This window comes from Bradyrhizobium sp. ISRA464, assembly GCF_029910095.1.
Taxonomy (GTDB): Bacteria; Pseudomonadota; Alphaproteobacteria; order Rhizobiales; family Xanthobacteraceae; genus Bradyrhizobium.
Window position 1 is genome coordinate 3842786 of the sequence record NZ_CP094526.1, and the last position, 19870, is coordinate 3862655.

Consider the following 19870-nt stretch of genomic DNA (forward strand, 5'->3'; position numbering starts at 1 on the left):
CGATCAGGCCGGCTGCGTTGAACAACGATCTGTTCCGGCCTAGACTGCATGCTGCTGCGACCGTACCAATCGACACCGGGAATATGCCCTCCGTAATTTTACGGATGTGGAATTGGCGGAGCGTCCGACCGAAGTCGGATGAGCAGCACGACGGAAAGTCACCGGATATTGCCCGGCGCTGACGGTCCCTTGCCGATATACTGCCTTCCTTTCCTCTTTCCGGTGCGGCGGATCACGATGAGTTGGTTGGGATGAATTTGGCGGGCCGACTGGCGCTCGGGACGATGCTCCCCGTCGTCGTGACCTTGCTCGCCGTGGGGTTCATCCACGGCGTGGCGTCGCCGGGCCTGCTGGCGGCAGGCGCGGTCGGGGTGGCCCTGGCGCTGGTGATGGCCGTCATGATCGGCAGGTCGCTGTCGACGCCGCTCGCCGAGGTGGCGTGGACGGTCGAGCGACTGTCTCGTGGCGAGACAGTGCCGATGCCGTCGCGCGGCGACCGGGAAACTGCCAGGGGCGCACTCGCCGAGCTGTCCGCGAAATTGGGCACCCGGCAGAGCCTGCTGGAGAAGACCGTCGAAAGCATCCGCGATCCCGTGGTGGTTGTCGATCAGCGCGGGGCTGTCGTGATCATCAACGCTGCTGCGCGGCGGTTGCTCGGCGTCGATCCGGGTTTCAACATCCTGACCGGAGTCCGGACCTTCCAATGCTATTGCGCCGACGGCGAGACCGCGGTGCCGATTGCGGAGATGCCGCTGGCGCGCGCGCTGCGCGGCGAAGAGGTCGACGATCTCGAGCTGATCGTGCAGCCCAGACCATCAGAGCAGGGCGTGCGCCTGCTGGCCAATGCCCGGCCGTTGCGCGACGACGCCGGCAAGCTGCGGGGCGCCGTCACGGTGCTCCACGACATCACCGCGCGGCGACGGGCGCACCAGGCACTGGTCGAGAGCGAGCAGATGGCGCAGGCCATCGTCAAGACTGCGCTCGACGCGTTCGTCCAGACCGACCAGGACGGCATCGTCCTCGACTGGAGCTCGCAGGCGGAAGCGCTGACGGGGTGGTCGCGATCGGATGCGGTCGGCCGCAAGCTCGTGGAGCTGGTGTTTCCGGAAGAGCTGCGGGACGCGCATCGGCAGCGGATCGCCCGCTTCCTGCAGGAGATCGCAGCCGGCGGCATGGGCATGCGCTACGAGTCTGAGGCGCTGCACCGGGACGGTCACCGGTTCTTCGTCGAGGTGTCGCTGAGCGCGCTGCACCGCGGCGATGGCTACGTCATCAACGCTTTCGTGCGTGACGTCACGCAGCGGCGCACGGCACAGGAGCAGTTGATCCAGGCGCAGAAGATGGAGGCGGTCGGGAAGTTGACCGGCGGCATCGCGCACGACTTCAACAACATGCTGACGGTGATCACCGGTACGATCGAGATCCTCGCCGATGGCGTCAAGGACGCGCCGCACCTGGCCACGATCGCCAAGCTGATCAGCGACGCCGCCGATCGCGGCGCCCAGCTGACGGCGAGCCTGCTGGCGTTCGCCCGCAAGCAGCCGCTGCAACCCGCCGAGACCGACGTCAACCGCCTCATTGGCGAGGTGGTGCGGCTGTTGTCGCAGACGCTGGGCTCGCGGATCGAGATCAGGACGGAGCTTGCCCGCGACGCGTGGCTCGCCTTCGTCGACCGCGGCCAGCTCAGCGCCGCGCTGGTCAACCTCGCGATCAACGCGCGCGATGCGATGCCGGACGGCGGAACGCTGACATTTGCCACCCGCAACATCCAGCTCGGCATTCCCGACGCAGTGGCGCGCGGCGTCGAGCGGGCCGGCGACCACCTTGTGATCGAGGTGACCGATACCGGTGTCGGGATTTCGCCGACGCATCTGGAGAAGATCTTCGATCCGTTCTTCTCCACCAAGGAAGTGGGGCAGGGCACCGGGCTCGGGCTCAGCATGGTGTTCGGCTTCGCCAAGCAGACCGGAGGCGGCATCGAGGCGCTGAGCGAGGAGGGGCAGGGCGCCACCTTCAGGATCTACCTGCCCAAGGCCGACGGAACTGCGCCCCTTCCGGTCGAAGAGACTGATCAGCCGCTCCGCGGCGGCGACGAGACCATCCTGTGCGTCGAGGACGACGACAAGATCCGGGAGTACGTCACGGGGCAGCTCGAGAGCCTGGGCTACAAGGTGCTCGTCGCGGCCAATGCGGACGCCGCGCTCGATATCGTCAATCGCGGTGCTGCGTTCGATCTCCTGTTCACCGACATCGTGATGCCCGGCCGCATGAACGGGCGGCAGTTGGCCGAGACCCTGATGACGGGGCGGCCGACGCTACGCGTGCTGTTGACGTCGGGTTACAGCGACGGCGCGCTGCCTGCGCAGGCGCGTCCCGGCCACGGCATTCCGCTGCTGACAAAGCCCTACCGGCGCGCCGAGCTTGCGCGGATGCTGCGGCGCTGCCTCGATCTGGCGGTCGACGTGCAGGGCGATCCGGTTCCGCTGCCTTACTCCGTGCAACCCGATCTCGAGCGCTTCCTGCGCGAGAATCCACCGGACAAGACGTAGTCCGGCGCGCTGTTGAGGCGATCCACGCGGAAAACGCTGCACACTGCCATCGATCATGATCTATCATCGCCGCACAACAATGGCGCGGCCGATGAACGGCCCGAATTCAGGGAGTGTCGAATGCAGGACCGCAAATGGTCGAGACGCGACTGGCTCAAGGCATCGGCGGCGACGGCGGCTGGCATGGTGTTCGCGGAGCCCTTGAGGGCGGCCGCGCCGCTGGCGTCGGCGGTGACGCCGGAGCTGATCGCCGCAGCGCGGAAGGAGGGCAAGGTCTCGTACTACAGTGCGCTGGAATTGAACACGGCCGAACGCCTCGCGCGGGCATTCGAGCAAAAATATCCGGGCATCAGCGTCCGCGTCGAGCGCTCCGGCGCCGAGCGCATCTTCCAGCGCATCGCCCAGGAGCAGGGCAGCGGCATCAACGCGGTCGACGTCGCCAACTCCACAGATCCCGCGCATTATCTCGACTGGAAGAAGAACGGCTGGCTCGCGGCCTATCTGCCCGAGGATGTCGCGAAGCATTATCCGGCCGACCAGATCGATCCTGACGGGACCTATGCGACATCCTGCGCGTGGTTCGAGGTGATCGGCTACAACACCGAGCAGGTGAAGCCGGAGGAGGCACCGAGGAGCTATGCCGATCTGCTCGATCCGAAATGGCGCGGCAAGCTCGTCAAGGCGCACCCGAGCTACTCTGGGGCCATCCTGACCGCGACCTTCGTGCTGGCGCGCGACCTCGGCTGGCCGTATCTGGAGAAGCTCGCCCAGCAGCGGGTGATGCAGGTGCAGTCGGCGGCCGATCCGCCGAAGAAGATCCTGCTCGGCGAGCGCGCCGTGATGGCCGACGGCAATGACTACAACCTCGTGCTGGCCAAGGACCAAGGCAAGCCGGTCGAGGTGGTGTATCCGGCCGAGGGCGCGCCGCTGATCATCGTGCCGAGCGGCATCTTCAAGAGCGCGCCGAACCCGAATGCGGCGAAGCTGTTCCAGAACTTCTTCTTCAGCGGCGAGACCCAGCAGATGCTGGCCGACGAGTTCGCCCACCGCTCGTTCCACGCAGGGGTGAAGGAGAAGGTCGGGCACGTGCCGCTGGCGGAGCTGAAGCTGCTCAAGGCCGATCCGGCCGAGGTGCAGGTGCAGAGCGAGCAGATCAAGGCGCGCTACGCGAAGCTGTTCCGGGTGTAATTCAACCCGTCGGATGGGTAGAGCGCAGCGAAACCCATCGTTGTCGCAAAGTCTGACATGATGGGTATCGCTTCGCTCCACCCATCCTACGGATCGCGCGCAATGGCGACATCCCACTCCAGAACAAAAGGCGCTTCCGACGGAAGCGCCTTTCGCATCTCTGAGGCTGTAACGCTTACAGCGAGTAATACATCTCGAACTCGACCGGATGCGGGGTCATTTCGAACCGGGCGACCTCGGTCATCTTCAGCTCTATATAGGCGTCGATGAAGTCGTCGTCGAACACGCCGCCGTTCTTGAGGAACGCGCGGTCCTTGTCGAGGTTCTCGAGCGCCTCGCGCAAGCTGCCGCAGACCGTCGGGATCTGCTTCAGCTCTTCCTTCGGCAGGTCGTAGAGGTCCTTGTCCATCGCCGGACCCGGATCGATCTTGTTCTTGATGCCGTCGAGGCCGGCCATCAGCATCGCGGCGAAGCCGAGATAGGGGTTGGCCATTGGGTCGGGGAAGCGCACCTCGACGCGCTTGGCTTTCGGGTTCGCCGTGTAGGGGATGCGGCAGGACGCCGAACGGTTGCGCGCGGAATAGGCGAGCAGCACCGGCGCCTCATAGCCCGGGACCAGGCGCTTGTAGGAGTTGGTCGACGGGTTGGTGAAGGCGTTGATCGCCTTGGCGTGCTTGATGATGCCGCCGATGTAGTGCAGGCAGGTTTCCGACAGGTCGGCATACTTGTTGCCGGCGAAGGTCGGCTTGCCGTCCTTCCAGATCGACTGGTGGACGTGCATGCCCGAGCCGTTGTCGCCATAGACCGGCTTCGGCATGAAAGTGGCGGTCTTGCCGTAGATGTGCGCGACCTGATGGATGCAGTACTTGTAGATCTGCATCTGGTCGGCCATCAGCGTCAGCGTATCGAACTTCATGCCGAGCTCGTGCTGGGCCGACGCCACCTCATGGTGGTGCTTCTCGACCTTGACGCCCATCTTGGCCATGGCGCCGAGCATCTCGGAGCGCATGTCCTGCACCGAGTCCTGCGGCGGCACCGGGAAATAGCCGGCCTTGGTGCGGATGCGGTGGCCGAGGTTGCCGCCCTCATATTCGGTGGCCGAGTTGATTGGCAGCTCCGAGGAGTCGAGCTTGAAGCCGGTGTTGTAGGGCTCGGCCGAATAGCGCACGTCGTCGAACACGAAGAACTCGGCCTCGGGACCGACGAACACGGTGTCGCCCACGCCCATCGACTTCACCATCGCCTCCGCCTTCTTGGCGATGCCGCGGGGGTCGCGGTTATAGGGCTCGCCGGTGGTCGGCTCGAGCACGTCGCAGGTGATGACCATGGTGGTCTCGGCGAAGAACGGGTCGATCGTCGCGGTGACCGGGTCGGGCATCAGGCACATGTCGGATTCGTTGATCGCCTTCCAGCCGGCGATCGAGGAGCCGTCGAACATCTGACCTTCGGCAAAGGTATCCTCTTCGATCATGCTGACATCGAAGGTCACATGCTGCCATTTGCCACGCGGATCGGTGAAGCGCAGGTCGACGTATTTGACGTCGTTGTCCTTGATCATCTTCAGGACGTCTTTGGCGGTCTTCATGAATACCCCTTATGGATGTGCGGGTCGGTTCCAGCGATCGGCGACGTTATTCCCGCTTTTGGCGAGTTGCTGTGACCACTCAAACGAAATCAGGCTGCCGAAGCAGCCTTTTTTCTCTTTTTGGGTCGCAGAATCCGGATAGCATCGGGCTCAAATAGCGTCCAGCCCGGATTCGCCGGTCCGGATGCGGATGGCCTCCTCGATGTTGGAGACGAAGATTTTGCCGTCGCCGATGCGACCGGTCTGGGCCGCGCGGCGGATCGCGTCGATCGCCTTCTCGACCAGGTCGTCGCCGATCACGATCTCGATCTTCACCTTGGGCAGGAAGTCGACGATGTATTCCGCACCGCGATAGAGCTCGGCGTGACCCTTCTGCCGCCCGAAACCCTTGGCCTCGGTGACGGTGATGCCTTGCAGTCCGACCTCCTGGAGCGCCTCCTTCACCTCGTCGAGCTTGAAAGGCTTGATGATGGCTTCAATCTTTTTCACTGAGCGCCTCCCGGGCATTGCAGATTGCAGGGTCGTCTTCGATGCGCATGGGGCGCAGTCTGGTCGAGTCTAAGGCTTCCGGCGCCGGGCCGGAAACACGCACAATGGTCGCACAACGTGCCATTGCGAGCGGCTTCCTCAAAAGCAGGGTCTATGCCAGTTTGTCAGGGGCCCCGATTTCGGAACGTTATCAGCCTTTTAACAGGCAATCGGATGATATCGAACCACAACGGGCATGATATCCAAGCCTATCGAATAGGCAAATTGACCAATATGTGTGCAGTCGACCGGTCAAAACCCTGCGAACGTCACAGGAAATGCCTCTCGAAAAGGCGAAGAGATTGAGGATTCGGCATGGACGTTCTGACCACCACCGAGATGGAGCGCGCCGACCGGCTGACCATCGCAGCCGGCACGCCCGGCTTCGCCTTGATGATGAGCGCGGGCCAAGCGGTTGCCGAGGCGGCGATGGACCTGGTCGAGGAGGGGCCGATCGTCGTGGTCGCCGGCCGCGGCAACAATGGCGGTGACGGGTTCGTCGCGGCCGCCGAGCTTGCGGCGCGTGGCCGCGAGGTCTCGGTCATCCTGCTCTGCGAGCGCGACAGCCTGCAGGGCGATGCCGCGCTGGCGGCGAAGGGCTGGAAATATCCGGTGCTGCCGTTCAACCCGCAGGCGCTGGGCATCGGCAAGCCGGCGCTGATCATCGACGCGCTGTTCGGCGCCGGCCTCAACCGGCCGGTCAAGGGCGACCCGCTGGAGATGATCGCGGCGATCAACGCCAACGGCGCGCCAGTGCTGGCCGTCGATCTGCCGAGCGGCATCAACGGCACCACCGGCGCCGTGATGGGCGCCGCGGTGCAGGCGACCGAGACCGTGACCTTCTTCCGCAAGAAGCCCGGCCATCTGCTGCTGCCGGGACGGATGCATTGCGGCCGCGTGCGCGTCGCCGATATCGGCATCGATCCGCAGGTACTGGACGAGATCAAGCCGCTGACCGCCGAGAACCTGCCGCAGGCTTGGCGGTGGTCGTTTCCGGTGCCGCGGATGGACGGCCACAAATATGCGCGCGGGCATGCGGTGGTGGTGTCCGGCGACATCGCCTCGACCGGCGCGGCCCGGCTCGCCGCGCGCGGGGCGCTGCGCGCCGGCGCCGGCCTGGTGACGCTGGCCTCGCCGCGCGACGCGCTGGCCGTCAATGCCGCGGCGCTGACCGCGGTGATGGTGCGCGCGGTCGACAATCCGATCCAGTTCGCCGAACTGCTCGGCGACAAGAGGCTCAATGCCTGCGTGATCGGCCCCGGCGTCGGCGTCAATGCGCGCACGCGCGACTTCGTCCACACCGCGCTGTCGGCGCAGCGGCACCTCGTGCTCGATGCCGACGCGCTGACGAGTTTTGCGGGCGCGCCGGACCGGCTGTTCGAGGCGATCAAGGCCTCCGACGGTCAGCAGGTGGTGCTGACGCCGCATGAGGGCGAGTTCCCGCGGCTGTTCAGCGACATCTCCAACAAGTATCCCGGCCGCTCCAAGCTTGAGCGCGTGCGCGCCGCGGCCGAGCGGTCCGGCGCCGTGGTGCTGCTGAAGGGCGCGGACACAGTGGTCGCATCGCCAGCCGGCCGCGCCACCATCGCCGCCAATGCGCCGCCCTGGCTCGCCACCGCCGGCGCCGGCGACGTGCTGTCCGGCATCATCGCAGGCTTTCTGGCGCAGGGCGTGCCGGCGTTCGAGGCCGCCAGCATCGGTGTGTGGATGCACGGCGAGGGCGCCGGCGAAGCCGGGCCCGGCCTGATCGCGGAGGATCTGACCGAGGTGTTGCCCGCTGTGTTCCGCCGGATCTACGACGAGTTCGGGATTGAATATTAGATCGCTCGCGCTCGCCGACAGGGACGACGCGGCCGCGCGCTCGGGACGTTAAAGCGGGATGAGTTTGGGTTGAATCGAGTCGCGGCGGCTTCGGTCCACCTCTCCCTGTCGGGGAGAGGTCGGATTGCGCTCGGCGATGCGGAGCATCGTCCGGTGCAATCCGGGTGAGGGGCCTTGCGCTCTCGATAGACCGTAACCCCTCACCCGATTTCCTGCGCAAATCGACCTCTCCCAACGGAGAGGTGACCTCCAACGCTGTTTTCAGGTCAATTTAATCCCATCATGCTTTAGGCAGTGTGGACTCTAAGGATTCCCTTTTGAGAGCAAATCAGATTCAAGGCTGCTTTTGGGGAGGCAGTCTTGGGTGTGATGGATCGTTTGGTGTTGAGCGACGCGGCCTGGGAGCGCATGGCGCCGCTGATCATCGGCCGGCCCGACCAGAAGGGCTCGACCGGGCGAGACAACCGGATGTTCGTGGAAGGTGTGCTTTGGATCGTGCGGACCGGCTCTCCCTGGCGTGATCTTCCGGAGGTGTTCGGGGACTGGAACAGCGTGTTCCGGCGCTTCAGCCGATGGAGCACCAAGGGTGTTTGGTGGCGGATCTTCGAGGCGATGTCCGACGACCCAGACTTCGAATATCTAATCGTCGATTCCACCATCGTCCGGGCGCATCAGCACGCCGCTGGGGCGAAAAAAGGGGGCCTGAAGATCAGGCGCTTGGCCGCTCGCGCGGCGGCCTGAGCACGAAGATCCATATGGCCGTTCGCGGTCTTGGATGTCCTGTCCGGTTCACGCTCACCGCAGGCCAGAAGGGCGATGCACCGCAAGCCGCCGCATTGATCGAGGGACTGCCCGCCGAGGTCGTCATCGCCGACACAGCCTATGACGCCGACCATTTGCGCCAAGACATCGCCGCCAAAAAGGCGCTCGCCGTGATCCCCAACAACCCGTCACGCGCGCTCAAATATCCGCTCGACAAGCATCTCTATGCCCAGCGCCATCTCGTGGAATGCTGCTTCTCCAAACTCAAGCAGTTCCGTCGCGTCGCTACCCGCTTCGAAAAAACCGCCCGAAATTACCGCGCCGTCGTCACTCTCGCCGCCATCGTCCTATGGATGCGATAAGTGTCCACACCGCCTAGCACTACAGTTGCATTTATCTGACGGTTCTGAATCTATGGGCAACCATGATTCGGGATCAGATGAATGGTGGTGCTTCGGTTGAGGATGTGCTGTCGCTGTGGGCGGCGTCATTGCGGGAGGCCAAGCAGCGTATCCGACCTTTGTTCACGCAGGAGCGTGTAGCCGCTTCGGCGGCCCAGTTTCTCGACGCGTTGCTCGGCAACGAGCCGCGCAAGACAGGCTGGATGCGGGCCGAGGCAGCTGGCGACAGCGGACCGTGGCGACAGCAGGCCTTACTGGGTCGTGGGCGCTGGGATGCCGACGACTTGCGCGACATCGTTCGTGATCATGTCATCGAACATCTGGGCGACAACAACGCAGTCCTGGTGATCGACGAGACCGGCTTTCTCAAGCAGGGCAAGGCCTCGTGCGGCGTGGGGCGGCAATACACGGGTTCTGCCGGCAAGATCACCAACTGCCAGATCGGCGTGTTCGCCTCCTACGTATCCGTCAAGGGTCACGCCTTCATTGATCGTGCGCTCTATCTGCCGAAAGCCTGGACATCCGATCCCACCCGATTGAAAGCGACCCATGTGCCGGAGACGGTGGCATTTGCCACCAAGCCGCAGTTGGCCGTCAGCATGGTCAAGAGGGCGATCGCGGCCGACGTCCCCTTCGCTTGGGTGGCTGCCGACAGTGTGTATGGCGTCGGCGACCTCGAAGCGGCTCTGCGGCGTGCCGGCAAAGGCTACGTGCTGGGCGTCCACGCCAACCACTGGTTCAGCTCATGGCACCCGGATTACCTCGTGGCTGGTGAAGCAAAGGAGATTGCCGAGGCGCTCCCCGCCCAAAAGTGGAAGCGCCTGTCGGCAGGTCATGGAACCAAGGGCGAACGTCTCTACGATTGGGCCTATTGCCCGCTGGCCGATCTCGACGCTGCCGAATACGACATGCAGCTGCCAGGCATCTGGACCCGCGGGCTGCTGATCCGACGCGGCCTTGCCGACGGTGAACTCTCCTACTTCACCACATGGTGTCCCGAGGGCACCTCGATCGAGAGCCTCGTTCGTGTTGAAGGAACGCGATGGCGTGTCAAAGAAGATTTTGAGACGACAAAGGGCGAGCTCGGTCTCGACCACAATGAAAGTCGCTCTTGGCACGGCTGGCACCGGCATGTCTCCCTGGTCATGCTGGCTTACGCCGTCATGACCACCGTCCGATCTCAGGTGAACGCGATGATGCCGAAAAAAACGAAATCGACGCACCGGCAAGACTCATCCGCTGGTCGGTCCAGGAAATCCGACGCCTCATCTTAAAGCTTGCACAGCGCCGGATCCCAATCGTTCGCGTCCTGGCATGGTCCACATTCCGACGCGCCCATCAAGCCGCAGCTCGAAAGGCGCATCTCAAATCAAAAATGCAACTGTAGTGCTAGCTCACCAGATACTTCGCCACCGCGGACTCATTCCATTCGATGCCGAGGCCGGGACCGCGCGCGGTGACCGTGCCGTCGACGACCTCGGCAGGGGTTGCCAGGATCGTGCCGGCGAAGTCGAGGAATTCGAGCCAATGCGCGGTCGGCGTCACCGCGAGCAGATGCGCACTGACCTCCGCGAACAGGTGGCTCGACATCGGGATCGAGGCGGCGTCGGCCTGACCTGCGACCTGCAGCCAGCCGGTGACGCCGCCGACCTTCATCACGTCAGGCATGATGAAGTCGGAGGCGCCGGCCGCGATCGCCTCGGCAAAGCCGCGCGGAAACCACCAGTTCTCGCCGGCCTGGATCGGCGTCGGCGAGGTCTCGCGGACCTTGGCGTGGCCGGAGAGGTTTTCCTGCGGCACCGGCTCCTCGATCCAGTGCAGGTCGTAGGGCGCGAGCCGCGCGATGCGGCGCGTCGCTTCCGCCGGATCGAGCGACTGGTTGAAGTCGATCATCAGCGCGACGTCGGAGCCGAGCAGGGCGCGCACGCCCTTGACCACGCGCTCGTCATTGGCGGCATCTCCATCGCCACCCTTGATCTTGATGCCCCTGAAGCCCTGGTCGAGCGAGCGGCGCAGCGCGCGCTCATCGGCGACCGGATCGACCGCGCCATAGCTGTCATAGGCCTTGATCGGCTTGGCCGAGCCGCCGAGCAATTCGACCAGCGGCCGGCCGGCGAGTTGCCCGAGCACGTCCCAATAGGCCATGTCGAGGCCTGACACCGCCATTCCGACCAGCCCCTGCCAGCCGAGCAGCCGGAATTTGGCGTCCATCGCCTTCATCAGCTCGAACGGCGCGACCGGCTTGCCGACGAGGTCGCGGCCGATCTCCTCGATCAGGTAGCAGAGAGGTTTAAGCGTAAGCTTGCTGTAGGCGAAGATGTAGGCGCGGCCGGTAACGCCCTGATCGGTCTCGACATCGATCAGGACCAGCGGACCGGAATCGATCACGCCGAAGGCGTTCTTCACGGGACGCTTGAGCGGCACCACGACGCCTCGTGCGCGGACTCCGCGAATCGCGGCAACTGTCTGACTCATGGTCGTTTCCCCCTTGTTCTTATTGCACACTGTACCATCGGAGCAGCCGTGGCGCGGCCCAATCGGCGGCGGTGGCCTCGATCAGATAGCGTCCCGGGTATTCGGCGAGGAAGGCGATCCGCTGGGTCTGGCCGGGCTCGATCGCGAGCGTGTCGAGCCAGAACGGCTTCCAGCCGTCGTCCAGCCGATCCAGCAGCCGGAAATGATGGCCGTGCAGGTGGAATACGGTGGTCGTCGCGGCGCGGTTGGTCAGCGCCAGCACGACGGGCCTGCCGGTCTTCGCCTGAAAGGCGGGGGCAGCGGATGGCTTGAAGTCGGCCGGCCGGACCCAATCGGCCGGAGTGCCGAGCGCAAGCTCGACCCGCTGGGCGTTCTTCAGCTCGATCTGGGCGGGCAGGTCGTTGCCCGGGAGCGGCGGGGCGGGCGGAAACGGCGCGGAGCGGATCGGCGGGTCCGCCGAGACGATCAGTTTACCGATCGGGTGGGCCTGTTGGCCGTCGTGGAGCAGGATCGGGAAGTTCGTTCCGGGAGGCCCGGCGGCATCGACGAAGACGTCCGTGCGATTTCCCGGCGCTAGCACCAGGGCACCGTTGCGGGCCGGGAACGGTTCGGCCGGCTGGCCGTCGATCCCCATCACCCTGACCTCGAGGTTCTCTAGCTTGACCGCCAGTACATTGCGCGGGCTTCCGTTGATGAACCGAAGTCTGAGGCGGGCGTTGGTGGGAGCGGAGATATCGAATGAGGTTTGGCCGTTAACTGTATGAATTAACGTTGTATCCTTCGGATCTGTCCCGGGCGCGATCGCTGTCCCATCCTGACGCAGCCGCCATTCCTCGATCAGCAGGACGTGGTCGCGATCGACAGCGACCGGCGAGCTGCTGTCGACAATCAGGGCGCGTGGCCGCGCCGGCGCGGAGGGACCATCGCCAAGCAGGCCTGCGTCGAAGAGGAAGGTTCCAGCATGTCGGAGCGCGAGCTGGAAGGTATCCTTTGCGCCTGCCGGGAGCGGGGCCCGGGACGTCAGCGGCTCGGCCGCCGGCACGCCGTCGAGCCCGCGGCAATCGAGCGCGGCCGGCACCAGTAGCTCGTTGCTGAAGGAGACATCGAGCACTTCGCCGCGCTTGAAGCGGAGGTCCCCATTGCCAAGCGACCAGACCCGGGTCTCCGGCCCTCCGGGACGCAGCGAGATGCGGTCCGCCCGGGCCTGCAGCGCGACGGCCGTGCGGCCTTGCGCCGCGCCGGTGACAGGCAAGATCGGGCCCAGCGCCGCGGCGCCTAGGAGGGTCGCCAGGCGGCGTCGGGTGAGAGGGAATTCGGGGCTTGCCATTGGGCCGATGCGGACCATTTTCAGCTCAGTCTGTCCAGCCGCATTGGGTCGCAGGCGGCCATGCAAAAGCGCCCATTTTTTTGCTGCGAACCCGCGGGCGCATGCTATAAGCCCGGCCGCCCGCGGCATCGCGGTCGGATGGGATGCTTTTCACGCGGGCGTGGCGGAACTGGTAGACGCGCTGGATTTAGGTTCCAGTGACGAAAGTTGTGGGGGTTCGAGTCCCTCCGCCCGCACCAAGCGCTTACAGCGTTTGCATGACGATTCCTTGGAGAACCTTGAGCCTTCAGAGGGCCGCGGGTTCACCGAACCACCGGCGTCAGGCTGCGAGGCCGCGTCGACTTGATTGAACACAGCCACGGCCGCGAGGTCCGTGGCCGAAAGCGGAAGAAGATTGATACCATGCAGGTCACCGAGACCCTCAACGAGGGACTGAAGCACGAATTCAAGATCAGCGTTCCCGCATCCGATCTCGATGCCAAGGCGGACGCCAAGCTGGTCGACCTCAAGGACAAGGTCCGTCTCAACGGTTTCCGTCCCGGCAAGGTGCCGGTCGCGCATCTGAAGAAGATCTATGGCCGTTCGGTGATGGCCGAGACCATCGACCAGACCATCAGCGACACCAACCGGAAGATCTTTGAAGATCGCGGCTTCCGCCTCGCGGGCGAGCCGAAGATCACGATGCCGACCGAGAAGAACGAGGTCGACGATCTGCTCACGGGCAAGACCGACCTGACCTACACGGTCGCGATCGAAGTCGTGCCGCCGATCCAGCTCGCCGACTTCAAGACCTTCTCGGTTGAGAAACCGGTTGTCGATGTCGCCGACGCCGACGTCGACGACGCCATCAACCGCATCGCCGAAGGCAGCCGTCCCTACAACGCCAAGGCCGAAGGTGCGAAGGCGGAGAAGGGCGACCGCGTCACCATCAACTTCAAGGGCACCATCAACGGCGAAGCCTTCGAGGGCGGCACCGGTGAGGGCATCCAGGTCGTGATCGGCGTCGGCCAGTTCATCCCGGGCTTCGAGGACCAACTGATCGGCATCGGCGCCAACGAGACCCGCACGCTGAAGGTCTCCTTCCCGAAGAACTATCTGAACGACAAGCTCGCTGGCCAACCGGCCGAGTTCGAGACCACCGCGACCCTGATCGAGGCGCCCGGCGAGACCAAGATCGACGACGACTTCGCCAAGACGCTCGGTCTGGAGTCGCTCGACAAGCTGAAGGAGCTGATGCGCGAGCGCCTGAAGGGCGAATTCGCCGGCGCCACCCGCCAGCGCGTCAAGCGCGCGCTGCTCGACCGCCTCGACGAGAGCCACAAGTTCGAGGCGCCGCCGTCGCTGGTCGAGGAAGAGTTCAACCTGATGTGGAACTCGATCAAGGCCGAGATGGACTCCTCCGGCAAGACCTTCGCCGACGAGAACACCACCGAGGAGGCGGCCAAGGAGGAGTACCACAAAATCGCCGACCGCCGGGTCCGCCTCGGCCTCGTGCTGTCGGAGATCGGCGAGAAGAACAAGATCACCGTGACCGACGACGAGGTCTCGCGCGCCGTGATCGAGCGCGCGCGCCAGGTGCCCGGCCGCGAGAAGGAAGTCTGGGACTACTACCGCAGCAACGCCCAGGCGCTGGCCCAGCTCCGTGCCCCGATCTACGAGGACAAGGTCGTCGACTTCATCCTGGAACTCGCCAACGTGACCGAGAAGAAGGTCACCAAGGAAGAGCTGTTCAAGGATGACGACGCCGAGAAGACTGCCGCTTAGACTGCTTCAATTTGAGCATGATCTCCGCGCAAACGCTTCGCGTTTGTCGCGAGGGAAAACCGGTTTCCACTTTTCCGGATCCTGCTCGAATTCCGGCACCTGGCGTTAATGATGAATGGCGAAAGCGCGCGCGCGACGGGTCCCCGTCGCTAGGCGCGGTCGCTCGAATCAGCTTGAACTTCGACCTGCCCAGGTGGCTAGTATCGTGTCGGTCTTGTCGGCCGGAAATTGGCCTATATCTGGGTTAAGCTGAAGTTCTGCATCACCCCTAACCCCCTGGGTCTTCCCATGCGCGATCCCGTTGAAACCTACATGAACCTTGTGCCGATGGTCGTCGAGCAGACCAATCGCGGCGAACGCGCCTACGACATCTTCTCGCGCCTCTTGAAGGAGCGCATCATCTTCGTCACCGGTCCGGTCGAAGACGGCATGTCGACGCTGATCGTGGCGCAGCTCCTGTTCCTCGAGGCCGAGAACCCGAAGAAGGAAATCTCGATGTACATCAACTCGCCGGGCGGGGTGGTGACGTCGGGTCTTGCGATCTACGACACGATGCAGTTCATCCGTCCGCCGGTGTCGACGCTGTGCACGGGGCAGGCGGCCTCGATGGGCTCACTGCTGCTTGCGGCCGGCGAGAAGGACATGCGCTTCACGCTGCCGAATTCGCGCATCATGGTCCACCAGCCCTCGGGCGGTTTCCAGGGCCAGGCCACCGACATCATGCTGCACGCGCAGGAGATCCTGAATCTCAAGAAGCGCCTCAACGAGATCTACGTGAAGCACACCGGCCAGGCCTACAAGGCGATCGAGGAAGCGCTCGAGCGCGACAAGTTCCTCACGGCCGAGGATGCGAAGGCGTTCGGCCTCGTCGACAAGGTCATCGACAAGCGTCCGGACGACCCAGCCACGGCGAAGGCCGCGTAAGTCAGGGCAGGCATCCCATGGCGTCGGTGTGATTTCCACATTGACGCCTCACATAAGCGGCAAACACGACGGCGGACCCGCCCGCGAGTGCACGTGCACGGGCAAAAGGTTCCGCTTTCGTGCTCATAGCCGGAGTGGTAATCCCGCAACGTTCCGTGGATTTCGATGCGTATTCCACGTGCCAACGCCGGAAATCACGGTATTGTCACGGTCTTGAGCAGGCCGCCCGATTAGCGAATTCTTGATAGTCGGGTGCCAGCATGGTTGGCTGTGACGTATCGGCTATGATCGCGGGAGATTCGAAAACACCGTGATTCGCACGGTCAAGACTACGTAGGGTCTTTTTTGGTACGGAATTTGCTCTATCTACCCTTGAAGCTCCGGTTTTGTGCCGGATTGGGTCGATCTGGCAAACGAGATCGAACGGCGGACGGAGATAATGAATGAGTAAGGTCGGCACGAGCGACTCCAAGAACACGCTGTATTGCTCGTTCTGCGGCAAGAGCCAGCACGAAGTCCGCAAGCTGATCGCGGGACCGACCGTCTTCATCTGCGACGAATGCGTTGAACTGTGCATGGACATCATCCGCGAGGAGAACAAGTCCTCGCTGGTGAAGTCGCGCGACGGCATCCCGACGCCGAAGGAAATCTGCAAGGTGCTGGACGACTACGTGATCGGCCAGAGCCACGCCAAGAAGGTTCTGTCGGTTGCCGTCCACAACCACTACAAGCGGCTGAACCATCAGACCAAGCACAACGACGTCGAGCTTGCGAAGTCGAACATCCTGCTGATCGGTCCGACCGGTTCGGGCAAGACCCTGCTCGCCCAGACGCTGGCCCGTATCCTCGACGTTCCCTTTACCATGGCCGATGCCACGACGCTGACCGAGGCCGGCTACGTCGGTGAGGACGTCGAGAACATCATCCTGAAGCTCTTGCAGGCGGCCGACTACAATGTCGAGCGCGCGCAGCGCGGCATCGTCTATATCGACGAAATCGACAAGATCAGCCGCAAGTCGGACAATCCCTCCATCACCCGCGACGTCTCGGGCGAGGGTGTCCAGCAGGCGCTGCTGAAGATCATGGAAGGCACGGTGGCGTCGGTTCCGCCGCAGGGCGGCCGCAAGCATCCGCAGCAGGAGTTCCTGCAGGTGGATACCACCAACATCCTGTTCATCTGCGGCGGCGCCTTCTCGGGGCTGGAGAAGATCATCTCCGCGCGCGGCCGTTCGACCTCGATCGGTTTCGCGGCGCAGGTGCTGGCGCCGGAGGACCGCCGGACCGGCGAGATCTTCCGCCACGTCGAGCCCGAGGATCTCCTGAAGTACGGCCTGATCCCGGAATTCGTCGGCCGTCTGCCCGTCGTTGCAACGCTAGAGGACCTCGACGAGAGCTCGCTGAAGAAGATCCTGACCGATCCGAAGAACGCGCTGGTGAAACAGTACCAGCGCCTGTTCGAAATGGAGAACATCGAGCTGACCTTTGCAGACGAGGCGCTTGGCGCGGTCGCCCGCAAGGCGATCGAGCGCAAGACCGGCGCACGCGGCCTGCGGTCGATCCTGGAGAGCATCCTGCTCGAGACGATGTTCGACCTTCCGGGCCTGGAAGGTGTCGAGGAAGTCGTGATCTCGCGCGAGGTTGTCGAGGGAACGGCCCGTCCGCTCTACATCTACGCGGATCGTTCCGACCGCGCCGTCGAGAGCAGCGCGAGCGCTTAAAGCGCGCAACGCCGAGCTGACCAATATTGCGCGGCTGCCGGCTCATCCGGCAGCCGTCTTGGCGTGGCGGCAAATGTCTGTTTGGCCTGAAGTTTCGGGCATTTCTCGTACTTGACACCCATGTGCCCGATTGCCACCTAATGCTATCGGTGACGACGCTCGACGTGTCGAGATTCGTCGCTTCACGAGACGGAGAAGGCGGCTGCTGATGGTCACCTGATCCGGATCACCAAGGCACCTTGTGGCGGTTGCGCAAGCAGGCGGGCTGCGTGCAAGGGGGCAAAACAAAAGGATTAGGCCATGACGACTTCCAAACCCCGGCCAACGATCGTTCACGGCGAAAGCCACTCCTATCCGGTGCTGCCGCTACGCGACATCGTCGTCTTCCCGCACATGATTGTGCCGCTGTTCGTCGGCCGCGAGAAATCGATCCGCGCGCTCGAAGAGGTGATGAAGAACGACGCGCTGATCATGCTCGCGACGCAGAAGAACGCGTCCGATGACGATCCTGCACCCGATGCCATTTACGAGACCGGTACGCTCGCCAGCGTCCTGCAGCTCCTGAAGCTGCCCGACGGCACGGTGAAGGTGCTGGTCGAGGGACTCGAGCGCGCGCGCGTCGAGAAGTATACCGATCGGAGCGAGTATTATGAGGCGACCGCGGTCGCGCTCTCCGACACTGACGCCAACTCGGTCGAAGCCGAGGCGCTGGCGCGTTCGGTCGTGTCCGACTTCGAGAGCTATGTGAAGCTGAACAAGAAGATCTCCGCCGAAGTCGTCGGCGTGGTTCAGGCGATCACCGATTTCGCCAAGCTGGGCGATACCGTTGCCTCGCATCTCGCGGTGAAGATTGCCGATCGGCAGGCGATCCTGGAGACGTTGTCCGTCACGCAGCGCCTGGAGAAGGTGCTGGGCCTGATGGAGAGCGAGATCTCGGTGCTGCAGGTCGAGAAGCGCATCCGCTCGCGCGTCAAGCGCCAGATGGAGAAGACCCAGCGCGAGTATTACCTGAACGAGCAGATGAAGGCGATCCAGAAGGAGCTCGGCGACGACGAAGGTCGCGACGAGCTGGCCGATCTGGAGGAGAAGATCTCTAAGACCAAGCTTTCCAAGGAAGCGCGCGAGAAGGCGCAGCACGAGCTGAAGAAGCTGCGCCAGATGTCGCCGATGTCCGCGGAAGCGACCGTCGTGCGCAACTATCTGGATTGGCTGCTGTCGATCCCGTGGGGCAAAAAGTCCAAGGTCAAGAAGGACCTCGAGGCCGCGCAGGCGGTGCTGGACTCCGATCACTACGGACTTGAGAAGGTCAAGGACCGCATCGTCGAGTATCTCGCGGTGCAGTCGCGCGCCAACAAGCTGACCGGGCCGATCCTGTGCCTGGTCGGGCCTCCCGGCGTCGGCAAGACCTCGCTCGGCAAGTCGATCGCCAAGGCGACGGGGCGCGAGTTCGTGCGCGTGTCGCTCGGCGGTGTGCGTGACGAGGCCGAGATTCGCGGTCACCGCCGCACCTATATCGGCTCGATGCCCGGCAAGATCATACAGTCGATGCGGAAGGCGAAGACCGCGAACCCGCTGTTCCTGCTGGACGAGATCGACAAGATGGGCGCCGATTTCCGCGGCGATCCGTCGTCGGCGCTGCTTGAGGTCCTCGACCCCGAGCAGAACTCGAACTTCAACGACCACTACCTGGAGGTCGACTACGACCTGTCCAACGTGATGTTCATCACGACCGCGAATACGCTGAATATTCCCGGCCCGCTGATGGACCGCATGGAGATCATCCGGATCGCCGGCTACACCGAGAACGAGAAGGTCGAGATCGCGCGCAAGCACCTGATCCCGAGCGCGCTCACCAAGCACGGTCTGGATTCCAAGGAATGGTCGATCGACGACGCGGCCTTGCTGTTGATGATCCGCCGCTACACCCGCGAAGCGGGCGTGCGCAACCTGGAACGTGAGCTCTCCACACTGGCCCGCAAGGCGGTGAAGGAGCTGATGATCTCCAAGAAGAAGTCGGTCAAGGTCAGCGAGGCGAACATCGAAGAGTTCCTCGGCGTTCCGAAGTACCGCTTCGGCGAGATCGATGATGAAGATCAGGTCGGTATCGTTACTGGCCTGGCCTGGACGGATGTCGGCGGCGAGCTGTTGACCATCGAAGGCGTCATGATGCCCGGCAAGGGCAAGATGACGGTGACGGGCAACCTGCGCGACGTGATGAAGGAGTCGATCTCCGCGGCGGCGTCCTACGTCCGCTCGCGCGCGATCGTCTACGGAATCGAACCGCCGATGTTCGATCGCCGCGACATCCACGTTCACGTGCCGGAGGGCGCGACCCCGAAGGACGGTCCGTCCGCCGGCGTCGCGATGGCCACCGCGATCATCTCGACCATGACCGGCATCCCGGTCCGTCACGATGTCGCGATGACCGGCGAGATCACGCTGCGCGGCCGCGTGCTGCCGATCGGCGGTCTGAAGGAGAAGCTGCTGGCCGCCGCGCGCGGCGGCATCAAGACGGTGCTGATCCCCGAGGACAATGCCAAGGATCTCACGGAGATCTCCGATGCGATCAAGGGCGGCATGGACATCATCCCGGTCTCGCGGCTGGATGAGGTCGTCGCCAAGGCGCTGGTCCGCGTGCCCGCGCCGATCGTCTGGGAAGAGGAGACCAAGGTCGACGTCAAGCCCGACGCTTCGGATGAAGCAGCCGGCGGCCTGACGGCGCACTGAGCGAGCTCCGATAGGAAGCAATCAAACGGCGCCTTCGGGCGCCGTTTTTGTTTTGACGGCTCTTTTGTCCAGCGTCTCGCATCCGTCGAATGCGACGGGCG

At 63.9% G+C, this 19870-nt stretch carries 12 protein-coding genes, 1 tRNA gene and 1 pseudogene; 10 read left to right on the forward strand and 4 right to left on the reverse strand.

Translation table 11 applies throughout. The features are described 5' to 3' along the window. The first annotated feature begins 251 nt into the window (after positions 1-251). The gene (locus tag MTX19_RS18080) at positions 252-2549 is read left to right on the forward strand and encodes a PAS domain-containing sensor histidine kinase (RefSeq protein ID WP_280978675.1); all 2298 of its coding nucleotides are present in this window, start codon (positions 252-254) and stop codon (positions 2547-2549) included. 120 nt (positions 2550-2669) lie between these two features. Next, positions 2670-3737 carry an extracellular solute-binding protein gene (locus tag MTX19_RS18085; protein ID WP_280978676.1) on the forward strand — a complete coding sequence of 356 codons (1068 nt, stop codon included), beginning with the start codon at positions 2670-2672 and terminating at the stop codon, positions 3735-3737. A 175-nt stretch (positions 3738-3912) separates the two neighbouring features. Here MTX19_RS18085 and glnA read toward each other — a convergent pair whose 3' ends face one another. Together glnA and MTX19_RS18095 are read right to left on the reverse strand one after the other, a co-directional pair. Next, a complete protein-coding gene (gene glnA, locus MTX19_RS18090) occupies positions 3913-5322 on the reverse strand; it encodes a type I glutamate--ammonia ligase (protein WP_280978677.1) in 1410 nt (469 codons plus the stop codon). Positions 5323-5472: 150 nt separating this feature from the next. After that, positions 5473-5811, reverse strand: coding sequence for a P-II family nitrogen regulator (locus tag MTX19_RS18095; RefSeq protein ID WP_011441447.1), 339 nt, complete (start codon positions 5809-5811; stop codon positions 5473-5475). A 354-nt stretch (positions 5812-6165) separates the two neighbouring features. Here MTX19_RS18095 and MTX19_RS18100 point away from each other — a divergent pair, with 354 nt between their 5' ends. The 3 genes and pseudogenes from MTX19_RS18100 to MTX19_RS18110 all read left to right on the forward strand — a co-directional run bounded on the left by MTX19_RS18100 (position 6166) and on the right by MTX19_RS18110 (position 10108). Next, positions 6166-7671: an NAD(P)H-hydrate dehydratase gene (locus MTX19_RS18100; protein ID WP_280978678.1), complete on the forward strand. Its 1506-nt coding sequence runs from the start codon at positions 6166-6168 to the stop codon at positions 7669-7671. A gap of 408 nt (positions 7672-8079) precedes the next feature. After that, positions 8080-8795: pseudogene (locus MTX19_RS18105) on the forward strand (IS5 family transposase). A gap of 62 nt (positions 8796-8857) precedes the next feature. Continuing rightward, positions 8858-10108 carry an IS701 family transposase gene (locus tag MTX19_RS18110; protein WP_280986087.1) on the forward strand — a complete coding sequence of 417 codons (1251 nt, stop codon included), beginning with the start codon at positions 8858-8860 and terminating at the stop codon, positions 10106-10108. A gap of 115 nt (positions 10109-10223) precedes the next feature. Here the strand turns inward: MTX19_RS18110 and MTX19_RS18115 are convergent, their stop codons facing one another. Further along, complete coding sequence (locus tag MTX19_RS18115) at positions 10224-11309, reverse strand: enolase C-terminal domain-like protein (protein WP_280978679.1); 1086 nt, start codon at positions 11307-11309, stop codon at positions 10224-10226. A gap of 19 nt (positions 11310-11328) precedes the next feature. After that, a complete protein-coding gene (locus tag MTX19_RS18120; RefSeq protein ID WP_280978680.1) occupies positions 11329-12654 on the reverse strand; it encodes a multicopper oxidase domain-containing protein in 1326 nt (441 codons plus the stop codon). A gap of 136 nt (positions 12655-12790) precedes the next feature. On the opposite strand from MTX19_RS18120, the gene MTX19_RS18125 reads away from it, so the two are divergent. The 5 genes from MTX19_RS18125 (at position 12791) to lon (ending at position 19769) form a co-directional block, all read left to right on the forward strand. Then, positions 12791-12875: transfer RNA gene (locus tag MTX19_RS18125), tRNA-Leu, on the forward strand. Between the two features lie 163 nt (positions 12876-13038). Further along, the gene (tig, locus tag MTX19_RS18130; RefSeq protein ID WP_280978681.1) at positions 13039-14400 is read left to right on the forward strand and encodes a trigger factor; all 1362 of its coding nucleotides are present in this window, start codon (positions 13039-13041) and stop codon (positions 14398-14400) included. 288 nt (positions 14401-14688) lie between these two features. Then, complete coding sequence (locus MTX19_RS18135; protein WP_280977735.1) at positions 14689-15324, forward strand: ATP-dependent Clp protease proteolytic subunit; 636 nt, start codon at positions 14689-14691, stop codon at positions 15322-15324. Positions 15325-15767: 443 nt separating this feature from the next. Continuing rightward, the gene (clpX, locus tag MTX19_RS18140; protein ID WP_280977736.1) at positions 15768-17042 is read left to right on the forward strand and encodes an ATP-dependent Clp protease ATP-binding subunit ClpX; all 1275 of its coding nucleotides are present in this window, start codon (positions 15768-15770) and stop codon (positions 17040-17042) included. Between the two features lie 300 nt (positions 17043-17342). Continuing rightward, on the forward strand, positions 17343-19769 hold the full coding sequence (gene lon, locus MTX19_RS18145) for an endopeptidase La (RefSeq protein WP_280977737.1): 2427 nt from the start codon (positions 17343-17345) through the stop codon (positions 19767-19769). Positions 19770-19870: the final 101 nt, after the last annotated feature.

Bases quoted from the DNA above. Each gene is read 5' to 3' on its own strand.
- clpX (WP_280977736.1), top strand. From the start codon at position 15,768: ATGAGTAAGGTCGGCACGAGCGACTCCAAGAACACGCTGTATTGCTCG.
- MTX19_RS18110 (WP_280986087.1), top strand. From the start codon at position 8,858: ATGATTCGGGATCAGATGAATGGTGGTGCTTCGGTTGAGGATGTGCTG.
- tig (WP_280978681.1), top strand. From the start codon at position 13,039: ATGCAGGTCACCGAGACCCTCAACGAGGGACTGAAGCACGAATTCAAG.
- MTX19_RS18080 (WP_280978675.1), top strand. From the start codon at position 252: ATGAATTTGGCGGGCCGACTGGCGCTCGGGACGATGCTCCCCGTCGTC.
- glnA (WP_280978677.1), bottom strand. From the start codon at position 5,322: ATGAAGACCGCCAAAGACGTCCTGAAGATGATCAAGGACAACGACGTC.
- MTX19_RS18120 (WP_280978680.1), bottom strand. From the start codon at position 12,654: ATGGTCCGCATCGGCCCAATGGCAAGCCCCGAATTCCCTCTCACCCGA.
- MTX19_RS18100 (WP_280978678.1), top strand. From the start codon at position 6,166: ATGGACGTTCTGACCACCACCGAGATGGAGCGCGCCGACCGGCTGACC.
- lon (WP_280977737.1), top strand. From the start codon at position 17,343: ATGACGACTTCCAAACCCCGGCCAACGATCGTTCACGGCGAAAGCCAC.
- MTX19_RS18085 (WP_280978676.1), top strand. From the start codon at position 2,670: ATGCAGGACCGCAAATGGTCGAGACGCGACTGGCTCAAGGCATCGGCG.
- MTX19_RS18115 (WP_280978679.1), bottom strand. From the start codon at position 11,309: ATGAGTCAGACAGTTGCCGCGATTCGCGGAGTCCGCGCACGAGGCGTC.
- MTX19_RS18135 (WP_280977735.1), top strand. From the start codon at position 14,689: ATGCGCGATCCCGTTGAAACCTACATGAACCTTGTGCCGATGGTCGTC.